We start from the raw sequence: 15662 nt of genomic DNA, 5'->3' as shown, positions 1-15662 counted from the left end.
CTCGGAGATAAAAATGACTAAAAGAAAATTAGGCATGTTTGATGCCGAGTTAGTTAAACCAGCCATTGTGGATAGCTTTAGAAAGCTAAGCCCCTCAATTCAATGGCGAAACCCAGTGATGTTTGTTGTCTATATCGGCAGCATCCTGACTACATTGTTGTGGATTCAGTCTTTATATGGTGAAGGTGAGGCCTCTTCTAGTTTTATCCTAGGAGTCATGCTTTGGCTTTGGTTCACAGTGCTCTTTGCAAATTTTGCTGAGGCATTAGCGGAGGGTCGTAGTAAGGCTCAAGCAGCATCTCTGAGGGGCTTAAAGAAAGAGACCTGGGCTAAGAAGGTTAAAGCGGCCAATATTCCTGAAAATTGGGATAACCGTCCAGCATCAGAGCTTGTCTCTGCAACACAGTTACGTAAAGGTGATATTTTTATTGCCGAGGCAAATGATGTGATTGCTGCAGATGGTGAAGTGATTGCCGGGGTTGCTTCTGTTGATGAGTCTGCTATTACAGGGGAATCAGCACCAGTCATTCGAGAGTCAGGGGGAGATTTTTCCTCCGTAACGGGTGGCACTCGTGTTTTGTCGGACTGGATTGTGGTTCGTGTAACCGTTAATCCAGGTGAGACCTTCATTGATCGAATGATCTCCATGGTGGAGAATGCGAAACGCCAAAAGACGCCAAATGAAATCGCCTTAACAATTTTATTGGTGGCGCTAACGATTGTTTTCTTGGTGGTGGTTGCAACTTTGCTACCGTTTTCTATGTTTAGCGTTGCTGCAAGTGGTAGCGGATCACCAATTCAGATAACAGTACTCATCGCGCTACTGGTTTGTTTGATTCCTACAACTATCGCGGGCTTGTTGTCTGCAATTGGAGTAGCTGGAATGAGCCGTATGATGGCCGCCAATGTCATTGCAACCTCTGGCCGTGCTGTGGAAGCTGCAGGTGACGTCGATGTGCTCTTGCTAGATAAAACAGGCACTATCACCTTGGGAAATCGCCAAGCATCAAATTTTGTGGCTGCATCTGGAGTAACCGAAGCAGAACTTGCCGATATCGCTCAATTAGCATCGTTGGCAGATGAAACGCCTGAGGGTAGAAGTATTGTTGTGCTCGCCAAGCAAAAATTTAATATCCGGGAGCGGGAAATTAACTCGATTGGTGCGCAGTTTGTGCCATTTACCGCTCAAACTCGTATGAGTGGCGTGGATATGAATGGAGAGCAAATCCGTAAGGGGGCTGCTAGTGCGATTCAAAAGCATATTGAATCTCTTGGAGGCCACTTTCCGCAGGAAGTTCTGAAAGCGGTTGATGACGTATCTCGGCGCGGCAGCACCCCTTTGGTTGTATCTCAAGGTACGCGTGTAATGGGTGTAGTTGAGCTAAAGGATATTGTCAAAGGCGGAATCAAGGAGCGCTTTAATGAACTGCGTCAGATGGGTATTCGCACCATCATGATTACTGGTGACAATAAATTGACTGCTGCTGCAATTGCTGCTGAAGCGGGGGTGGATGATTTCCTAGCCGAGGCAACACCAGAAGACAAGCTTGCTTTGATTCGCAAACATCAATCAGAAGGCCGTTTAGTGGCGATGACTGGAGACGGAACAAATGATGCTCCAGCGCTAGCACAAGCAGACGTAGCTGTGGCGATGAACTCTGGTACTCAAGCTGCTAAAGAAGCGGGCAACATGGTCGACTTGGATTCCAACCCAACAAAGTTAATTGAAGTGGTTGAGACTGGTAAGCAAATGCTGATGACCAGGGGATCATTAACGACATTTAGTATTGCTAATGACGTAGCTAAATACTTTGCCATCATTCCAGCTGCTTTTGTGGCAACATATCCGCAGCTTGAGGCATTAAATGTGATGCATCTCTCAAGCCCGTCATCGGCTATTTTGTCTGCGGTGATCTTTAACGCCTTAATCATTATTTTCTTGATTCCATTGGCACTAAAAGGCGTTACATATAAGCCTTTAGGCGCAGCTGCACTCTTGCGCAGAAATATGACGATCTATGGTTTAGGCGGTCTTATCGCTCCATTTATTGGCATCAAGATCATTGATTTAATTATTTCAGTCATTTGATCGCCAGACGACATATACAAAGGATAGAAAATGAAATCCATCATGAGAAGTTGTTTAGGATTATTTGTTTTGTTAACTGTGATTACTGGTGTTTTATATCCAGTGTTCGTCACAGGATTAGCGAAGACGTTTTTCCCAAGCAAGGCGTCAGGAAGCATTGTTTATCAAGGCGACCAAGCCATTGGTTCAGAGTTGATTGGGCAAAACTTTACTGATGCTAAGTACTTTTGGGGTAGACCTTCTGCAACCGGGCCTCAGCCCTACAATGGCACTGCATCCGGAGGATCAAATCAAGGCCCATTAAATCCAGCCTTGGTGGATGCCGTTAAAGGACGGATTGAGGCATTGCAGAATGCCGATTCTACTAATCAATTGCCAATACCAATGGACTTGGTAACGGCGTCAGCTAGCGGCTTAGACCCTGAAATCAGTCCGCAGGCTGCGCAATACCAAGCATCACGTGTAGCGAAGGCGCGCAAAATGAGTCTTGATAATGTCAATCAGCTGATAGCAGCAAATACACAAGATCGCCAATGGGGAATTTTTGGGGAGCCTCGTGTTAATGTATTAAAGCTTAATCTAGCTTTAGATGGAAATTAAACTGAATGCCTGAGTCACGACCAGATCCCGATCAATTGCTTGCTCAAATACAGAGCCAAGAGATTCAGTCTGGTCGCGGCAAATTAAAGATTTTCTTTGGAGCGAATGCTGGCGTAGGTAAAACATATGCGATGCTATCTGCCGCTCATGAGCAAAGTAAAAATAAGCGAGTGATTGCTGGTGTCGTAGAGACACACGGTCGAAAAGACACTATAGCAATGCTTGATGGCATAGAGGTTTTGCCACTAAAAGAGATTGACTATAGGGGCAAGAAACTCAAGGAATTTAATCTTGACCAAGCTCTGATTGAAAAGCCTGATTTAATCCTCATGGATGAGCTTGCTCATTCAAATGCAGCTGGCTCGAGGCATCCGAAGCGCTGGCAGGATGTTGAAGAGCTCTTGGCGGCAGGTATCGATGTCTACTCCACAATCAATGTGCAACATATTGAAACTCTGAACGATATTGTTGGTGGAATTACGGGGGTTAGGGTTTGGGAAACAGTGCCAGATCATATATTCGACTCTGCAGATGAAGTGGTTTTAGTTGATCTTCCCCCTGATGAGTTATTGCAAAGGCTGAAGGATGGCAAGGTTTACCTTCCACAGCAAGCCGAAAGAGCAACTCAAAACTTTTTCCGTAAAGGAAATCTAATTGCGCTACGAGAATTAGCGCTACGTCGCTCGGCTGATCGTCTAGATGGCGAGATTATTAAATATCGAAAAGATAACTCTGTATCCAATGTTTGGAAAACACGTGAGTCTATATTGGCTTGTATCGGCCCTGGAGATGAGGCAGAGAATGTCATTAGAAGTGCTGCAAGAGTTGCCGCACAACTTCAGATTCCATGGCATGCAATTTATGTTGAAACTCCCAAATTACAAAACCTCTCTCAAAAGTCTAGGGAACGAATTCTGAAAACCATCTCTATGGCAGAGGAAATGGGGGCAAAAGTAGTGACTGTTGGTGGAAATGATGCAGTTGAATCCATTATTAGTTACGCAAGAGAGCACAACCTTTCTAGAGTTATCGTGGGTACTGGTGCCCTTAGTAGATGGCAAATTTGGAGAAGAGCATTTTCAGAGTCAATCTCAAGGCGGGCACCTGATTTAGACATTCTCAAAATTGCTCAAGGTACAAATTCAACTAGCATTGCACGCGATAGCTTTGACATTGAATCTTGGATGTGGCAATTAAAGGCGCCTTGGCAATCCTATGCTTTGAGTTTACTAATTTGCGGTATTGCTGGAGTCGTGGCGACTCCCTTGAATTCGATAGTAGAGTTGCCGAATATTGCCATGCTATTTTTGCTGGCAGTCGTTTTAGTTTCCGTAAAGTATGGCTTGGGCCCATCTTTCATGGCCTCGGCAGTCAATGTACTAGTGTTCGACTTCTTTTTTGTGCCACCGCGTTTTTCATTTTCAGTTTCTGATGCGCAATATGTATTCACGTTTGCCGTGATGTTAGTTGTTGGATTAATTACTGCCAAATTAACTACGGGTCTTACCTATCAAGCTAAGGTCGCCAATAGGCGCGAACAAAGAGTAAAGTCTCTTTATGAGATGTCTAGAGATTTATCGGGCGCCTTAATGCCAGAACAAGTAGCCGAAATTAGCCAGCATTTTGTTGAGATTGAATTCAAGGCTAAATCAATCTTGTTATTGGCTGATGATGATAATCAGCTATCAGAAATCATTATTAATAAAAAATCCAATCTTCAAGCAGACTTATCCATCGCCCAATGGGCTTTCGATAAATCGAAAGAAGCGGGTAATGGGACTGATTCATTGCCGGGTGCGCCTTTGCTATATATACCTTTGCGAGCACCAATGCGCACACGCGGCATTCTGGTGATTGATGCCCCAAGTTCTACGCGTCTCAAATCTCCCGAGCAACGCAGATTACTTGATACATTTGCTCGCTTACTGGCAATCTCATTAGAGCGTATACATTATGTATCAGTGGCTCAAAGCTCAACAGTGCAAATTGAATCTGAGCGCCTGAGAAACTCACTCTTGTCGGCTATTTCACACGATTTGCGAACTCCACTCACGGCGTTGGTTGGGTTGACTGATGCGTTAGAGATGTTGGATGCACCCCTTACTTCTGAGCAAAAAGAGATAGCAGTCCTTTTGCGTGAAAAAGCTTTAAAAATGAGCTCACAAGTAAGTAATTTATTAGATATGGCCCGACTTCAGTCTGGTGCAGTTCAATTAAATAAACAATGGTTTCTGATTGAAGAGGCGATTGGCGCCGCCATCAAGTCTGTTGAGTCGGCGAGTGAAGGTAGGCATATCACAGTAACGTTACCTCCGGATTTGCCGCTATTAAATTTTGATGCAGTGCTGATTGAGCGTGTCTTTATTAATCTTCTAGAGAATGCTTATAAATACACCCCTAAAAACAGTAGCGTATCTATAGGTGCTTCAGTCTCTTCGCCACAGTCTGTCGAGATTTGGGTTCAAGATGACGGACCAGGCCTTCCCAAGGGAAAAGAGGAAGATATTTTTAGAAAATTTGAGCGAGGCAATAAAGAGGGTGCAATTTCTGGTGTTGGTCTGGGGCTCACTATTTGCAGAGCAATCATTGAAGCCCATGGTGGCAAGATCACCGGAAAGACAATGGCTGGTGGTGGCGCACGGTTTACCTTCAGCTTACCTCGGGGTAATCCCCCTAAGATTGATATCGAAGATCAGTAGAAATTGATACAGTAGCTAAATGTCACAGCCTATACCCGTCGCAATCGTTATTGAAGATGAGCCAAATATTCGTAGGCTTATCAGAATGGCATTAGAAGCAGAAAAATTTCAGGTATTTGAGGCAGCCACAGTTTCTCGTGGGTTAATAGAGGCAGGCTCACGTCAGCCGGATGTAGTGTTAGTGGATTTAGGTCTACCTGATGGCACGGGCATTGATTTCATTCGAGATATTAGGACTTGGTCGGATGTACCAATTATTGTGGTTTCTGCAAGAACCCATGAGGATGACAAAATCGAGGCACTTAATATTGGTGCGGATGACTACCTATCAAAACCCTTTAGCCCCGGGGAGTTAGTGGCAAGAGTCCGGGCGCAGTTACGTAGGCGTTCTATGGCGTCAAATAAGGGTGAGACGGTTTTCAAGTTTGGGAATATCAATGTTGATTTGACGACTAGGGTTGTTAAGCGGGATGATGAGCTTTTACATTTAACCCCAATTGAGTACCGGCTATTGTCATTTTTAATAACGCACCCAAATATCGTATTAACTCATAGGCAGCTATTGCTCGGTGTATGGGGGCCTAATGATGTTGAGAATCATCATTACGTAAGGATTTACATGGGAACGCTTCGCAAAAAAATTGAAGATGATCCCGCGCAGCCAAAACATGTGATTACTGAAACTGGAGTGGGGTATAGGTTTCTTTTCTAGCATGACTTAAGTTGAAGTGTCTCTTTGGGTCGTTAGTTGTCATTGATAAAACGAGCGTTACTTTTTAGAGATTTTTTTGATTTAATTCTTTTTTATAAAAAATATCTTTTAATTTGGCTAATATTTATTATTATCCTTAATATTAATTTAAAAATAAATTAGAAGGTCTTATGACATATACATTAGAAGAAAAACGTAAAAGAATATTCGCAATATTTGCAGCATCTTCCGGTAACCTTGTCGAGTGGTTTGATTTTTATATATATGCTTTTTGCGCAATATATTTTGCCCATATATTTTTTCCTACGGCCAACCCTACTGTACAGCTACTCAATACGGCTGGCGTGTTTGCAGCAGGTTTTTTGATGCGACCTATCGGGGGGTGGATTTTTGGGCGTATTGCCGACCGTCATGGCAGAAAAAAGTCTTTGGTAATTTCTGTGATGATGATGTGCGCTGGCTCTTTGACGATTGCGTGTTTACCTGGTTATGACATTATTGGTATTTGGGCCCCAGCCTTACTATTATTAGCAAGGCTGTTTCAGGGTCTTTCTGTGGGCGGGGAGTACGGAACCACAGCGACCTATATGAGTGAAATTGCAATGAAGGGGCAAAGAGGTTTTTATTCATCCTTTCAATATGTCACCCTGATTGGCGGTCAGTTGTTGGCTGTTTTAGTAATTTTAATTCTGCAACAATTTTTAGACGAAAGCCAGCTAAAAGAATGGGGGTGGAGAATTCCATTTGTTATCGGGGCATTTGCGGCAGTGATCGCGCTCTTATTGCGAAAAACTCTCTCAGAGACAGCATCTAACCTATCAGAATTAAACAAGGACGCCGGCAGTATCAAGGCTTTATTTCGAGATCATAAAAAGGCATTTTTTACTGTCTTAGGCTATACGGCAGGGGGCTCCTTAAGTTTTTACACATTCACAACCTATATGCAAAAGTATTTAGTGAATTCAGTGCATATGTCTATAAAGACTGCTAGCGCTGTCATGACTGGATGTTTATTGGTTTATATGTTGATGCAGCCTCTATTTGGGGCCCTGTCAGATCGTATAGGTCGAAGAAATAATATGCTGCTCTTTGGCGGCTTAGGCGTACTTTTTACGATTCCAATTATGGTCGTTCTCCAAGGAGTTTCTGACGCCTGGATAGCTTTTTTGGTTATCACCTTTGCATTGGGGATCGTCAGTTTCTATACGTCAATTGCCGGAATAGTTAAGGCGGAGATGTTCCCTCCGGAGGTCAGGGCTTTAGGTGTCGGCTTGTCTTATGCCATTGCTAATGCAATCTTTGGAGGCACTGCTGAATTTGTAGCTCTAAGTTTTAAAGCAGAGGGATATGAATCAATGTTTTACTGGTATGTCACTGGAATGTTGGGGCTAGCTTTTTTGGTTAGCTTCCGGCTACCAAGAAATGCGCCTTACTTGCTCAATGACCATTGATAGATATAGATCTCGGTTGGATGCGATTGCGACCTTTAAGGTAATATCCTGACGGCCCAACCGGTAATATCAACGACTTAGGGAGAAATTCCTAAGTCGTTTTTCTTTGCCTGCAGCTATGTAAGCAAGTTGTGGACCTCAATTAGATGATTTGGATACAAACTCATTCTGGAAAATCGCCATGCAATAGGCATCGCGATACATACCATCGGCAAAATACTCTTGTCTTAAAAGACCTTCTTCTTTAAAGCCAAGTTTTCTATAGACATTAATTGCCCGTTCATTTTCAGAATCTACAACGAGCGAAAGCTTATGAAGATTTAATATTTTGAAGGCATAGTCCATTGCCAATACCACAGCTTTTGTTGCAAAACCTTTGCCTTGGTATTCTGGGCTGATGATCAGCTGAAATTCAGCGCGACGATGGATGTGGTTAATTTCAACCAATTCAACAAGGCCTACAGACTTATCTCCATGAACTACTACAAAACGACGTTCACTCTGATCATGTATGTGTTTTTCATATAAATCGCTCAGCTCAACATAAGCCTCGTAAGGCTCTTCGAACCAATAGTGCATAACGGATTCATTGTTATCAAGTTCATGAACAAAACGTAAATCTTCCCGCTCTAGGGGGCGCAATCTTAAGGCAGCATTTGCAGTCATTTGTATTTTCCTTTGATAGACATGATAACGAGCCAAAAGCAGACGTCAAATATGGATTGTGATGAATAATGATCTTTGGTGTTTGGATTGAATTCTATTTAAGTCTATGTAATCATAGACTTAGAGCGATTTAGAGGTCGTTTTTCTATTTAAGCCACGAAGTGTTTATGTAACTGCTATGCATCCTGCAAGGCAACCCGTATATAAATGCGCATCTACTGGTGGAACAAAGCGCTGCTTTTAGATTGATGGCTTGGTAGTTTCCCGAAGTGGCTTAAATATCAGTATATTTTCTATAGGCACATCATTTATATAAAGCAAAGGCCGAAATGACCGCTACAGCTAAGCCCCAATCTAAGTTCTCAACAGTAATCCGCGTTACCAGCGGAAACTTTATTGAGATGTATGACTTCTTTTTATTTGGCTTTTATGCCACATATATCTCCAAGGCATTTTTTCCGTCCGATAGTGAGTACGCATCTTTAATGCTGACTTTTGCAACATTTGGCGCTGGATTTTTAATGCGCCCATTAGGCGCCATTTTGCTAGGTGGTTATATTGACCGCATTGGTCGCCGCAAGGGCCTTGTGCTCACGCTGGGCATTATGGCTACAGGAACTGCAATGGTTGCTTTTATTCCAAGCTACGCGACGATTGGCTTGCTAGCCCCTTTATTGGTTTTAGTGGGGCGCTTGCTTCAAGGTTTCTCGGCCGGGGTAGAGCTGGGCGGTGTATCTGTTTATCTATCAGAGATGGCAACGCCTGGACATAAGGGCTTTTATGTCAGTTGGCAATCTGCCAGCCAACAAGTGGCTATTATCTTTTCAGCTGCTTTAGGTTACATCCTCAATGAATCAATGAGTAAAGAAGTGATTGCTGATTGGGGATGGCGTATTCCATTTTTCATTGGTTGCATGATCATCCCTATCGTTTTTCAGATTCGTCGCTCATTACAAGAAACAGAGGAGTTTCTTGCTAAAAAACATCACCCTACTTTTCAAGAAATTATGAGGGCACTTACCATCAACTGGCAATTAGTGGTGTCTGGAATGATGTTGATTGTGATGACAACAGTATCCTTCTATTTAATCACTGTTTATACGCCTACATTTGGCAAGAGTGTGATGAAGCTCTCTATCGTTGACAGTCTGCTCATTACTTTATTCGTTGGTTTATCCAACTTTATTTGGTTGCCAGTGATGGGCGCCTTGTCTGACAGAATTGGGCGATGGCCGATTATGGCTTTATTTTCTGGACTTGCTTTATTTACCGCTTACCCGACTTTAAATTGGTTAGTAGAAAATCCAAGCTACGAACATATGTTGGCTGTTGAACTTTGGCTATCATTTTTGTATGGCAGCTATAACGGAGCAACCATTGTTGCCCTTACTGAAATTATTCCAATTCAAATTCGTACTACGGGATTCTCATTGGCTTATAGCTTGGCCACAGCTCTTTTCGGTGGCTTCACACCATTGGTTTCCACCTGGTTGATTGAGACAACGGGTGACAAGGCATCACCTGGTTATTGGATGGCGATGGCTGGCGGCATGGGTTTAATTGCCACTGCTTTGATCTACAAAGGAATAGTTAAAGCTAAGGTTTGAACGAATAGTAGGGCATCCTGGGCCTAGGTTGAACTTCTAGTGAGTTCACTAAAAATTAAACCCTCATCAGTAATGGTGAGGGTTTTTTCTTTCAGGAATACATTTAATTAATGCTTGTTCCTTGGAGCCCAATTAAGTAAATGCTTTTTGGAAAATGTCTAAGGCCTGATTAACTCGTTTTCTTTGTGTTCCAAAATTGAGCCTCACAAATTGATCGCGGTTAAATTGATTCCCCGGTGAAGTGGCTAGGCCTGCATCCAATAATGCTTGATATGGGTTCTGGTGGCCAAGCTGCGTACAGTCAATCCAAGCAAGGTAACTGCCCTCCATTTTTCCGATACTTAATCCTTTAATTGCATTGATTTTTTCATGAATTAAATCTCGATTACCCCTAAGGTATTGAATTAACTCCTGTCGCCAGGGATCACCTTCTTCTATTGCTGCCATAGTTGCGGTATAGGCCAATAGAGATGGCGCTGCAATTGTTTGATGAAGGCCAACTTGAATTGCCTTGCGCAGGAGCGGATTTTCAGCAACAGCCCATGCAAGACCAATGCCTGGAAAGTTAAACGTCTTATTTAAAGACATTAAAGTAATTGTCTTCTCAGAAATTTCTTTGCTAATACTAGCTAGGGGGATATGTTTTTTGCTCTCATCTAGCACAAGGCCCGCATGGATTTCATCGGAGCAAATCCATAAATCATTCTTAAGGCAAAAGTTACCAAATGTTTGTAACTCTTCTCGAGTAAATACGGTAGAGCCTGGATTTTGTGGGTTGCAAAATAAGGCTAATTTAGTTTTATTGGTAACCAGGCTTGTTAATTCATTACTTGGTAATATCCAGCGCCCATCCTTTAGTTCCAGTCGCATTTCTTGAAACTGCCTACCAGAGCTCGTGCAGGCAAGTCGCAGATGATGGTATACGGGATTAGGAATAAGCACCGCTTCATCGGTCTTAGTTAATTGCTGGACGGCGGTGTAAAGCCCGGATACCACGCTAGGGAGAATGACAATCCAGTCAGGCTCTACTTTCCACTCATATTGATCTAATAAGTATTGAGCAATGACTTGATTGAAATGGCTGGGACCATGTGTATACCCATAGATTCCCTCTTGAATACGTTTGCTTAAGGCATTGATTACGCAGGGTGGTGATTGAAAGTCCATGTCTGCGACCCATAGCGGCAGTACTTTGTCCTGGTCAAAAGTATCCCAGCGAATGGAATCAGTATTTAGACGATTGGTGGGCGCATCAAAATCAAAGACCATCTTTAGCAAGCCTTAAGCCCGTCATTTGCCAACGAGCATGGGTTGGGAAAAAATTTCGATAACTGATTCTGGAGTGATCAGAAGGCGTGTACTCAGAGCTACCTCTGAGAACCATTTGATTGACCATAAATTTACCGTTGTACTCGCCTGCAATTCCGCCCCATGGCTGATACCCGGGGTAAGGATTGTAGTTACTACTAGTCCATTGCCAGACTTTGCCAAAAAGATCATTGCTTGACTCAGGATTTAATCTCGCAAAAGCCTCCCATTCAAATTCAGTGGGAAGGCGGGCACCAGCAAACCCGCTTAGGTTCTGGCTAGCCCAGCGTGCAAAAGCATCTGCTTCAAAATAGCTGATGTTTGATACAGGCGCATAAAGATCAAGTGGTAGATTGCCATTAAGTGAAAATCGTAATAGCTGATCTTGACCTTCTTTGTTCCAATACAGCGGAGCAGAGATCTGTTCTGACTGAAGCCATGCCCAACCTGCATCTAGCCACCATTGGAAATTTTGGTAGCCACCATCTTCAATAAATTGAAGCCACTCTGCATTACTAACCAATCGATTGCCGATTGAGTGAATTTGATTAAAGGCTTGATGTTTAGGCCCTTCATTATCAAAATGAAATTGTTCGCCTTCATAGCCTGTCTCTACCAGCCCACTCATACCTTCTACCCATTGAAAGGGTGCTACAGCAGTCGATATATTCTTGACCAGAGAGGAATAAACCGGGAAAAGCGAGTTATTGGAGAATAGATGATGTAGATCGGTTAATAGCAATTCTTGGTGTTGCTGTTCGTGGTTAATGCCAACCTGAATTAACCAAAGTAATTCTGGGGAATTTTTTGCTTTGATGAGTTTGCAAACGCGATCTTCAATATTCTTGCGCCACTCTAGGACTTCCGCTAGAGAAGGTCGCGTTAAGAGGCCTCTTTTACTGCGTGGGTGCTTATCCCCAATACCGTTGTAATAGCTATTAAATAAAACGGCAAACTCCGGATTCCAGAAAGAAAAGTTGTCTTCAAAAGCCTTGAGTACCATGACCTCATAAAACCAAGTGACATGTGCCAAATGCCATTTAGCAGGGCTAGCATCCTCCATCGATTGGGCTTGACAGTCTTCAGCGCTCAGCCCAACTATGAGGTCTGTTGAGTATTTTCTGGAGCGATGAAATTGCTCTAGTACTTCATTTGCTGAAAGCGATTGAGGAAAGACTTTATTGTGCATAGATTACGGCAAAATAGTTTTTTGGATCAGTCCAGATTTGGGTTTTTTCAAAACCTGCGTCATTTAATAATTGCTGAATAGATTCAATAGTGTACTTGTGAGAGTTTTCAGTATGAATTAATTCACCCTTTTTGAATTCTCTAGAATTTCCGGGCCATGTAACAGTGAGGTCTTCAAGGGCTTCTAAATAAAGCTCAACCCTATTTTCTGCATGATTAATCTTCACTCGATGGCGAAATTGCTCAACCCTAAAATCAGAGTTCAGGTGCAAGTTAATGGATCTCAGGATATTGAGATTGAACGCTGCAGTGACCTTCAGGGGGTCATCATATGCGGCCATCAGAACAGAGTCTTCCTTCATTAAGTCAACGCCAATGAGTAATCCACCAGCATTACCTTGGCTTTTGATTTGGCTCAGGAGGTGAAGTGCTTCTGGTCTAAGGAAGTTTCCGATACTAGAGCCAGGATAAAAAAAGATTCGCTTACTTGTAGCAATAGCGCTCGGAATCAAGAGTTGTTTGGAAAAATCCATACCAATACATTGCATGAGAATGTGCGGGTATTTCCCCTCAAGTTTCTTTACTGCTTCTTCGAGATATTCAGCTGAAAAGTCGATCGCAAGATAGCTTAAGGGCTTTAGCGAGTTAAAAAAGGATTCTGCCTTCTGGCAATTTCCAGCACCCAAATCAATGAGGGTGCCACCGACTCCTATTGCATTAGTAATTTCTGCTTGATGTTGGGAAAAAATATTCTTTTCGGTATTGGTTGGGTAGTATTCGGGCAGCAAGGTAATAGCTGTAAAAAGATGTGACCCTAAGGGATCATATAAAAACTTTGGAGAAATAGAGGCTGATTGAGCTAGCAGGCCTACTTCGATCTCGTGAGCAAAGCCTTTTTTAGTTGTAACCGTAACTTCTAGGGTGCTGAGTGTTTGCATGTATGTTTTATTACAGTATAGGCTCTAAGGTTGTCAGTCTTTATACAGCATAAACAGGAGATTTGCTTTATGCTAAATCCTTACTAGGAGGGCTTATGAAGGCTATTTGGAATGATGAAGTGTTGGCTAATTCAAACGACACTATTGTGGTGGAGGGTAATCATTACTTTCCGTCCAATAGCTTGAATACGCAGTTTTTTAAGAAGTCAGAAAAACACACTGTTTGTTCCTGGAAGGGCACTGCGAATTACTATGATGTAGAGGTAAATGGCCAATCCAACAAAGACGCTGCTTGGTATTACCCTGAGCCTAAATCGGCTGCAAATAACATTGCTGGATACGTTGCTTTTTGGAAGGGTGTACAGGTAACTGACTAACTCTTCATAAGGCGACTATGAATAAACCCTCATCAGCAATGATGAGGGTTTATATTTTGAGGATTACTTTTTAAGACGGTAGCCTGTTTTAAATATCCAAATGACTACCGCAACTGATATGGCTAAAAAGGCAACCGTCATCCCAAGGCTCACCAAAAGGGATACATCCTCTATCCCATAAAAGCTCCAACGAAAGCCGCTGATCAAATAGACAACTGGGTTGAGTAAAGCTACTTTTTGCCAGAAAGATGGCAGGACAGAAATTGAATAAAAGCTACCACCCAGGAAGGTTAGGGGTGTAATGATGAGTAACGGTACGACTTGGAGTTTTTCAAAGCCATCAGCCCAAACACCAATAATAAAACCGATCATGCTAAAAGTAATTGAGGTGATTATTAAATAAAACAACATCCATATAGGATGCTCGACATGAAGCGGGACAAAAAAAGCCGATGTCAACAGAATGATAAGACCCAAGATGATTGATTTGCTTGCAGCAGCGCCAACATAGCCTATCACGATTTCTAGGGGCGATATTGGCGCAGAAAGTATTTCATAAATAGTTCCACTAAATTTAGGGAAATAGATTCCAAAGGAAGCATTAGAAATGCTTTGAGTCAAAAGCGAGAGCATGATGAGGCCTGGCACAATAAATGCGCCATAAGAAATGCCATCCATTTCCGTGATACGAGACCCAATGGCAGAACCAAACACAATAAAGTACAAGGAAGTGGAAATAACAGGGGCAACAATGCTCTGCATTAGGGTGCGGCGAGTACGGGCCATTTCAAAGTTATAGATGGCGCGAATACCATAGTAATTAAGCTTCATGGGTAGTGGCCCCTGAATTTACGAGATTGACAAAGATTTCTTCAAGAGAACTTTGCTTTGTATGTAAGTCTTTAAAAACAATTCCTAAGCTAGCCACTTTTTGCAGCAGTTGTGCAATATTGATATCTTCATCTTTGGAATCAAACCGGTAAGTGAGCTCATATCCGTCTTCTGAAAGACTTAACCCGGTCATCTCAAGCTCCTTAGGAAGGCTCTTTAATAGATTTTGTAGTTCTAGTGTTAATTCTTTTTTGCCTAATTTATTCATCAAGGCTAGTTTGTTGTCCACCATAATCAGTTCGCCACTACGAATGATGCCAATGCGATCTGCCATTTCCTCAGCTTCTTCAATGTAGTGGGTTGTCAGAATGACGGTGGTTCCATTGTCTTTAAGAACTTTGACCAAGTTCCACATGTCCCTTCTGAGGCTGACATCAACCCCAGCAGTAGGCTCATCCAAAAAGAGGATGCTGGGTTCGTGAGAGAGGGCTTTGGCAATCATGACTCTCCGCTTCATACCACCAGAGAGGGTCATAATTTTATTATCGCGCTTATCCCATAAAGATAGATCCTTCAGAATTTTCTCAATGAAGGCTGGGTTAGGGGATTTCCCATAAAGGCCTCGACTAAAGGTCACGGTGTTCCATACAGTCTCAAAAGAGTCCGTTGCAAGCTCTTGAGGCACTAGGCCAATTAACTCCCTAGCTTCGCGGTAATTGTGGATGACGTCCTTGCCATCCACCAATACCTGACCACTTGTGGGACTAACAATCCCGCAAATGATGCTGATGAGAGTGGTTTTTCCTGCACCATTCTGGCCAAGTAGAGCAAAGATTTCACCTTTAGATATCTCTAAATTGATATCTTTTAGAGCTTCAAAGCCAGATTGATAGGTTTTATAAAGATGGGAAATCGAAAGGATATTGATCATATGGGTCAATCATATTGGAAATTGAGCCACAGGGAGTTATCCGTCTTTAGGAGCCTCTTAAATAAAGCTAAATTTGGAGGCGGAAGCCTAGAATCGAACTAGGGTAGTAAGATTTGCAATCTCACGCATAACCTCTCTGCCATTCCGCCACAAGCAAGAGAATAGCCTAATAATTAGAATTAATCTTTGAAGACATCAATTCCTATAAACACTTTCTTAAAACCTATTTCGCAATGAAATTCTTTAAAAAAATTCTTGAGCTTTA

13 protein-coding genes and 1 tRNA gene are annotated in these 15662 nt (G+C 42.6%); 7 read left to right on the top strand and 7 right to left on the bottom strand.

Going from position 1 to position 15662, the window contains the following annotated elements:
- Positions 1 to 13 precede the first annotated feature (13 nt).
- From kdpB to PNUC_RS08660, 5 genes are all read left to right on the top strand, one after another.
- Positions 14 to 2089, top strand: a complete 2076-nt coding sequence (kdpB, locus tag PNUC_RS08680; RefSeq protein WP_011903505.1) for a potassium-transporting ATPase subunit KdpB — start codon at positions 14 to 16, stop codon at positions 2087 to 2089.
- 30 nt (positions 2090 to 2119) lie between these two features.
- On the top strand, positions 2120 to 2689 hold the full coding sequence (gene kdpC / locus PNUC_RS08675; protein WP_011903504.1) for a potassium-transporting ATPase subunit KdpC: 570 nt from the start codon (positions 2120 to 2122) through the stop codon (positions 2687 to 2689).
- A gap of 5 nt (positions 2690 to 2694) precedes the next feature.
- The gene (locus PNUC_RS08670; protein ID WP_011903503.1) at positions 2695 to 5388 is read left to right on the top strand and encodes a DUF4118 domain-containing protein; all 2694 of its coding nucleotides are present in this window, start codon (positions 2695 to 2697) and stop codon (positions 5386 to 5388) included.
- Positions 5389 to 5407: 19 nt separating this feature from the next.
- Positions 5408 to 6100, top strand: coding sequence for a two-component system response regulator KdpE (kdpE, locus tag PNUC_RS08665; RefSeq protein ID WP_011903502.1), 693 nt, complete (start codon positions 5408 to 5410; stop codon positions 6098 to 6100).
- Between the two features lie 170 nt (positions 6101 to 6270).
- Positions 6271 to 7551 (top strand): MFS family transporter, encoded by a 1281-nt coding sequence (locus PNUC_RS08660; protein WP_011903501.1) that lies wholly within the window; start codon positions 6271 to 6273, stop codon positions 7549 to 7551.
- A 138-nt stretch (positions 7552 to 7689) separates the two neighbouring features.
- Here PNUC_RS08660 and speG read toward each other — a convergent pair whose 3' ends face one another.
- Positions 7690 to 8217 (bottom strand): spermidine N1-acetyltransferase, encoded by a 528-nt coding sequence (speG, locus tag PNUC_RS08655; protein ID WP_011903500.1) that lies wholly within the window; start codon positions 8215 to 8217, stop codon positions 7690 to 7692.
- Positions 8218 to 8546: 329 nt separating this feature from the next.
- Between speG and tcuC the strand changes: the two genes are divergently transcribed.
- The gene (gene tcuC, locus PNUC_RS08650) at positions 8547 to 9824 is read left to right on the top strand and encodes an MFS transporter (RefSeq protein WP_011903499.1); all 1278 of its coding nucleotides are present in this window, start codon (positions 8547 to 8549) and stop codon (positions 9822 to 9824) included.
- Between the two features lie 132 nt (positions 9825 to 9956).
- Here the strand turns inward: tcuC and PNUC_RS08645 are convergent, their stop codons facing one another.
- Genes PNUC_RS08645 through egtD form a run of 3 tightly spaced genes read right to left on the bottom strand, consistent with a single transcriptional unit; the run spans position 9957 to position 13258 of the window.
- On the bottom strand, positions 9957 to 11093 hold the full coding sequence (locus PNUC_RS08645) for a MalY/PatB family protein (protein WP_011903498.1): 1137 nt from the start codon (positions 11091 to 11093) through the stop codon (positions 9957 to 9959).
- On the bottom strand, positions 11083 to 12321 hold the full coding sequence (gene egtB, locus PNUC_RS08640) for an ergothioneine biosynthesis protein EgtB (protein ID WP_011903497.1): 1239 nt from the start codon (positions 12319 to 12321) through the stop codon (positions 11083 to 11085). The genes PNUC_RS08645 and egtB overlap by 11 nt, the downstream gene beginning before the upstream one ends.
- A complete protein-coding gene (egtD, locus tag PNUC_RS08635) occupies positions 12311 to 13258 on the bottom strand; it encodes an L-histidine N(alpha)-methyltransferase (RefSeq protein WP_011903496.1) in 948 nt (315 codons plus the stop codon). The genes egtB and egtD overlap by 11 nt, the downstream gene beginning before the upstream one ends.
- A gap of 95 nt (positions 13259 to 13353) precedes the next feature.
- On the opposite strand from egtD, the gene PNUC_RS08630 reads away from it, so the two are divergent.
- Positions 13354 to 13635, top strand: coding sequence for a DUF427 domain-containing protein (locus PNUC_RS08630; protein WP_011903495.1), 282 nt, complete (start codon positions 13354 to 13356; stop codon positions 13633 to 13635).
- 63 nt (positions 13636 to 13698) lie between these two features.
- Here PNUC_RS08630 and PNUC_RS08625 read toward each other — a convergent pair whose 3' ends face one another.
- The 3 genes from PNUC_RS08625 to PNUC_RS08615 all read right to left on the bottom strand — a co-directional run bounded on the left by PNUC_RS08625 (position 13699) and on the right by PNUC_RS08615 (position 15546).
- A complete protein-coding gene (locus PNUC_RS08625; RefSeq protein ID WP_011903494.1) occupies positions 13699 to 14466 on the bottom strand; it encodes an ABC transporter permease in 768 nt (255 codons plus the stop codon).
- Complete coding sequence (locus PNUC_RS08620; protein WP_011903493.1) at positions 14456 to 15397, bottom strand: ABC transporter ATP-binding protein; 942 nt, start codon at positions 15395 to 15397, stop codon at positions 14456 to 14458. The genes PNUC_RS08625 and PNUC_RS08620 overlap by 11 nt, the downstream gene beginning before the upstream one ends.
- 74 nt (positions 15398 to 15471) lie before the next feature.
- A tRNA-Cys gene (locus PNUC_RS08615) sits at positions 15472 to 15546 on the bottom strand.
- Between the last annotated feature and the right edge of the window lie 116 nt (positions 15547 to 15662).

The organism is Polynucleobacter asymbioticus QLW-P1DMWA-1 (assembly GCF_000016345.1).
Lineage (GTDB): Bacteria > Pseudomonadota > Gammaproteobacteria > Burkholderiales > Burkholderiaceae > Polynucleobacter > Polynucleobacter asymbioticus.
The sequence above is the reverse complement of the archived record's forward strand: the minus strand, read 5'-3'. Positions and strand labels throughout refer to the sequence as shown.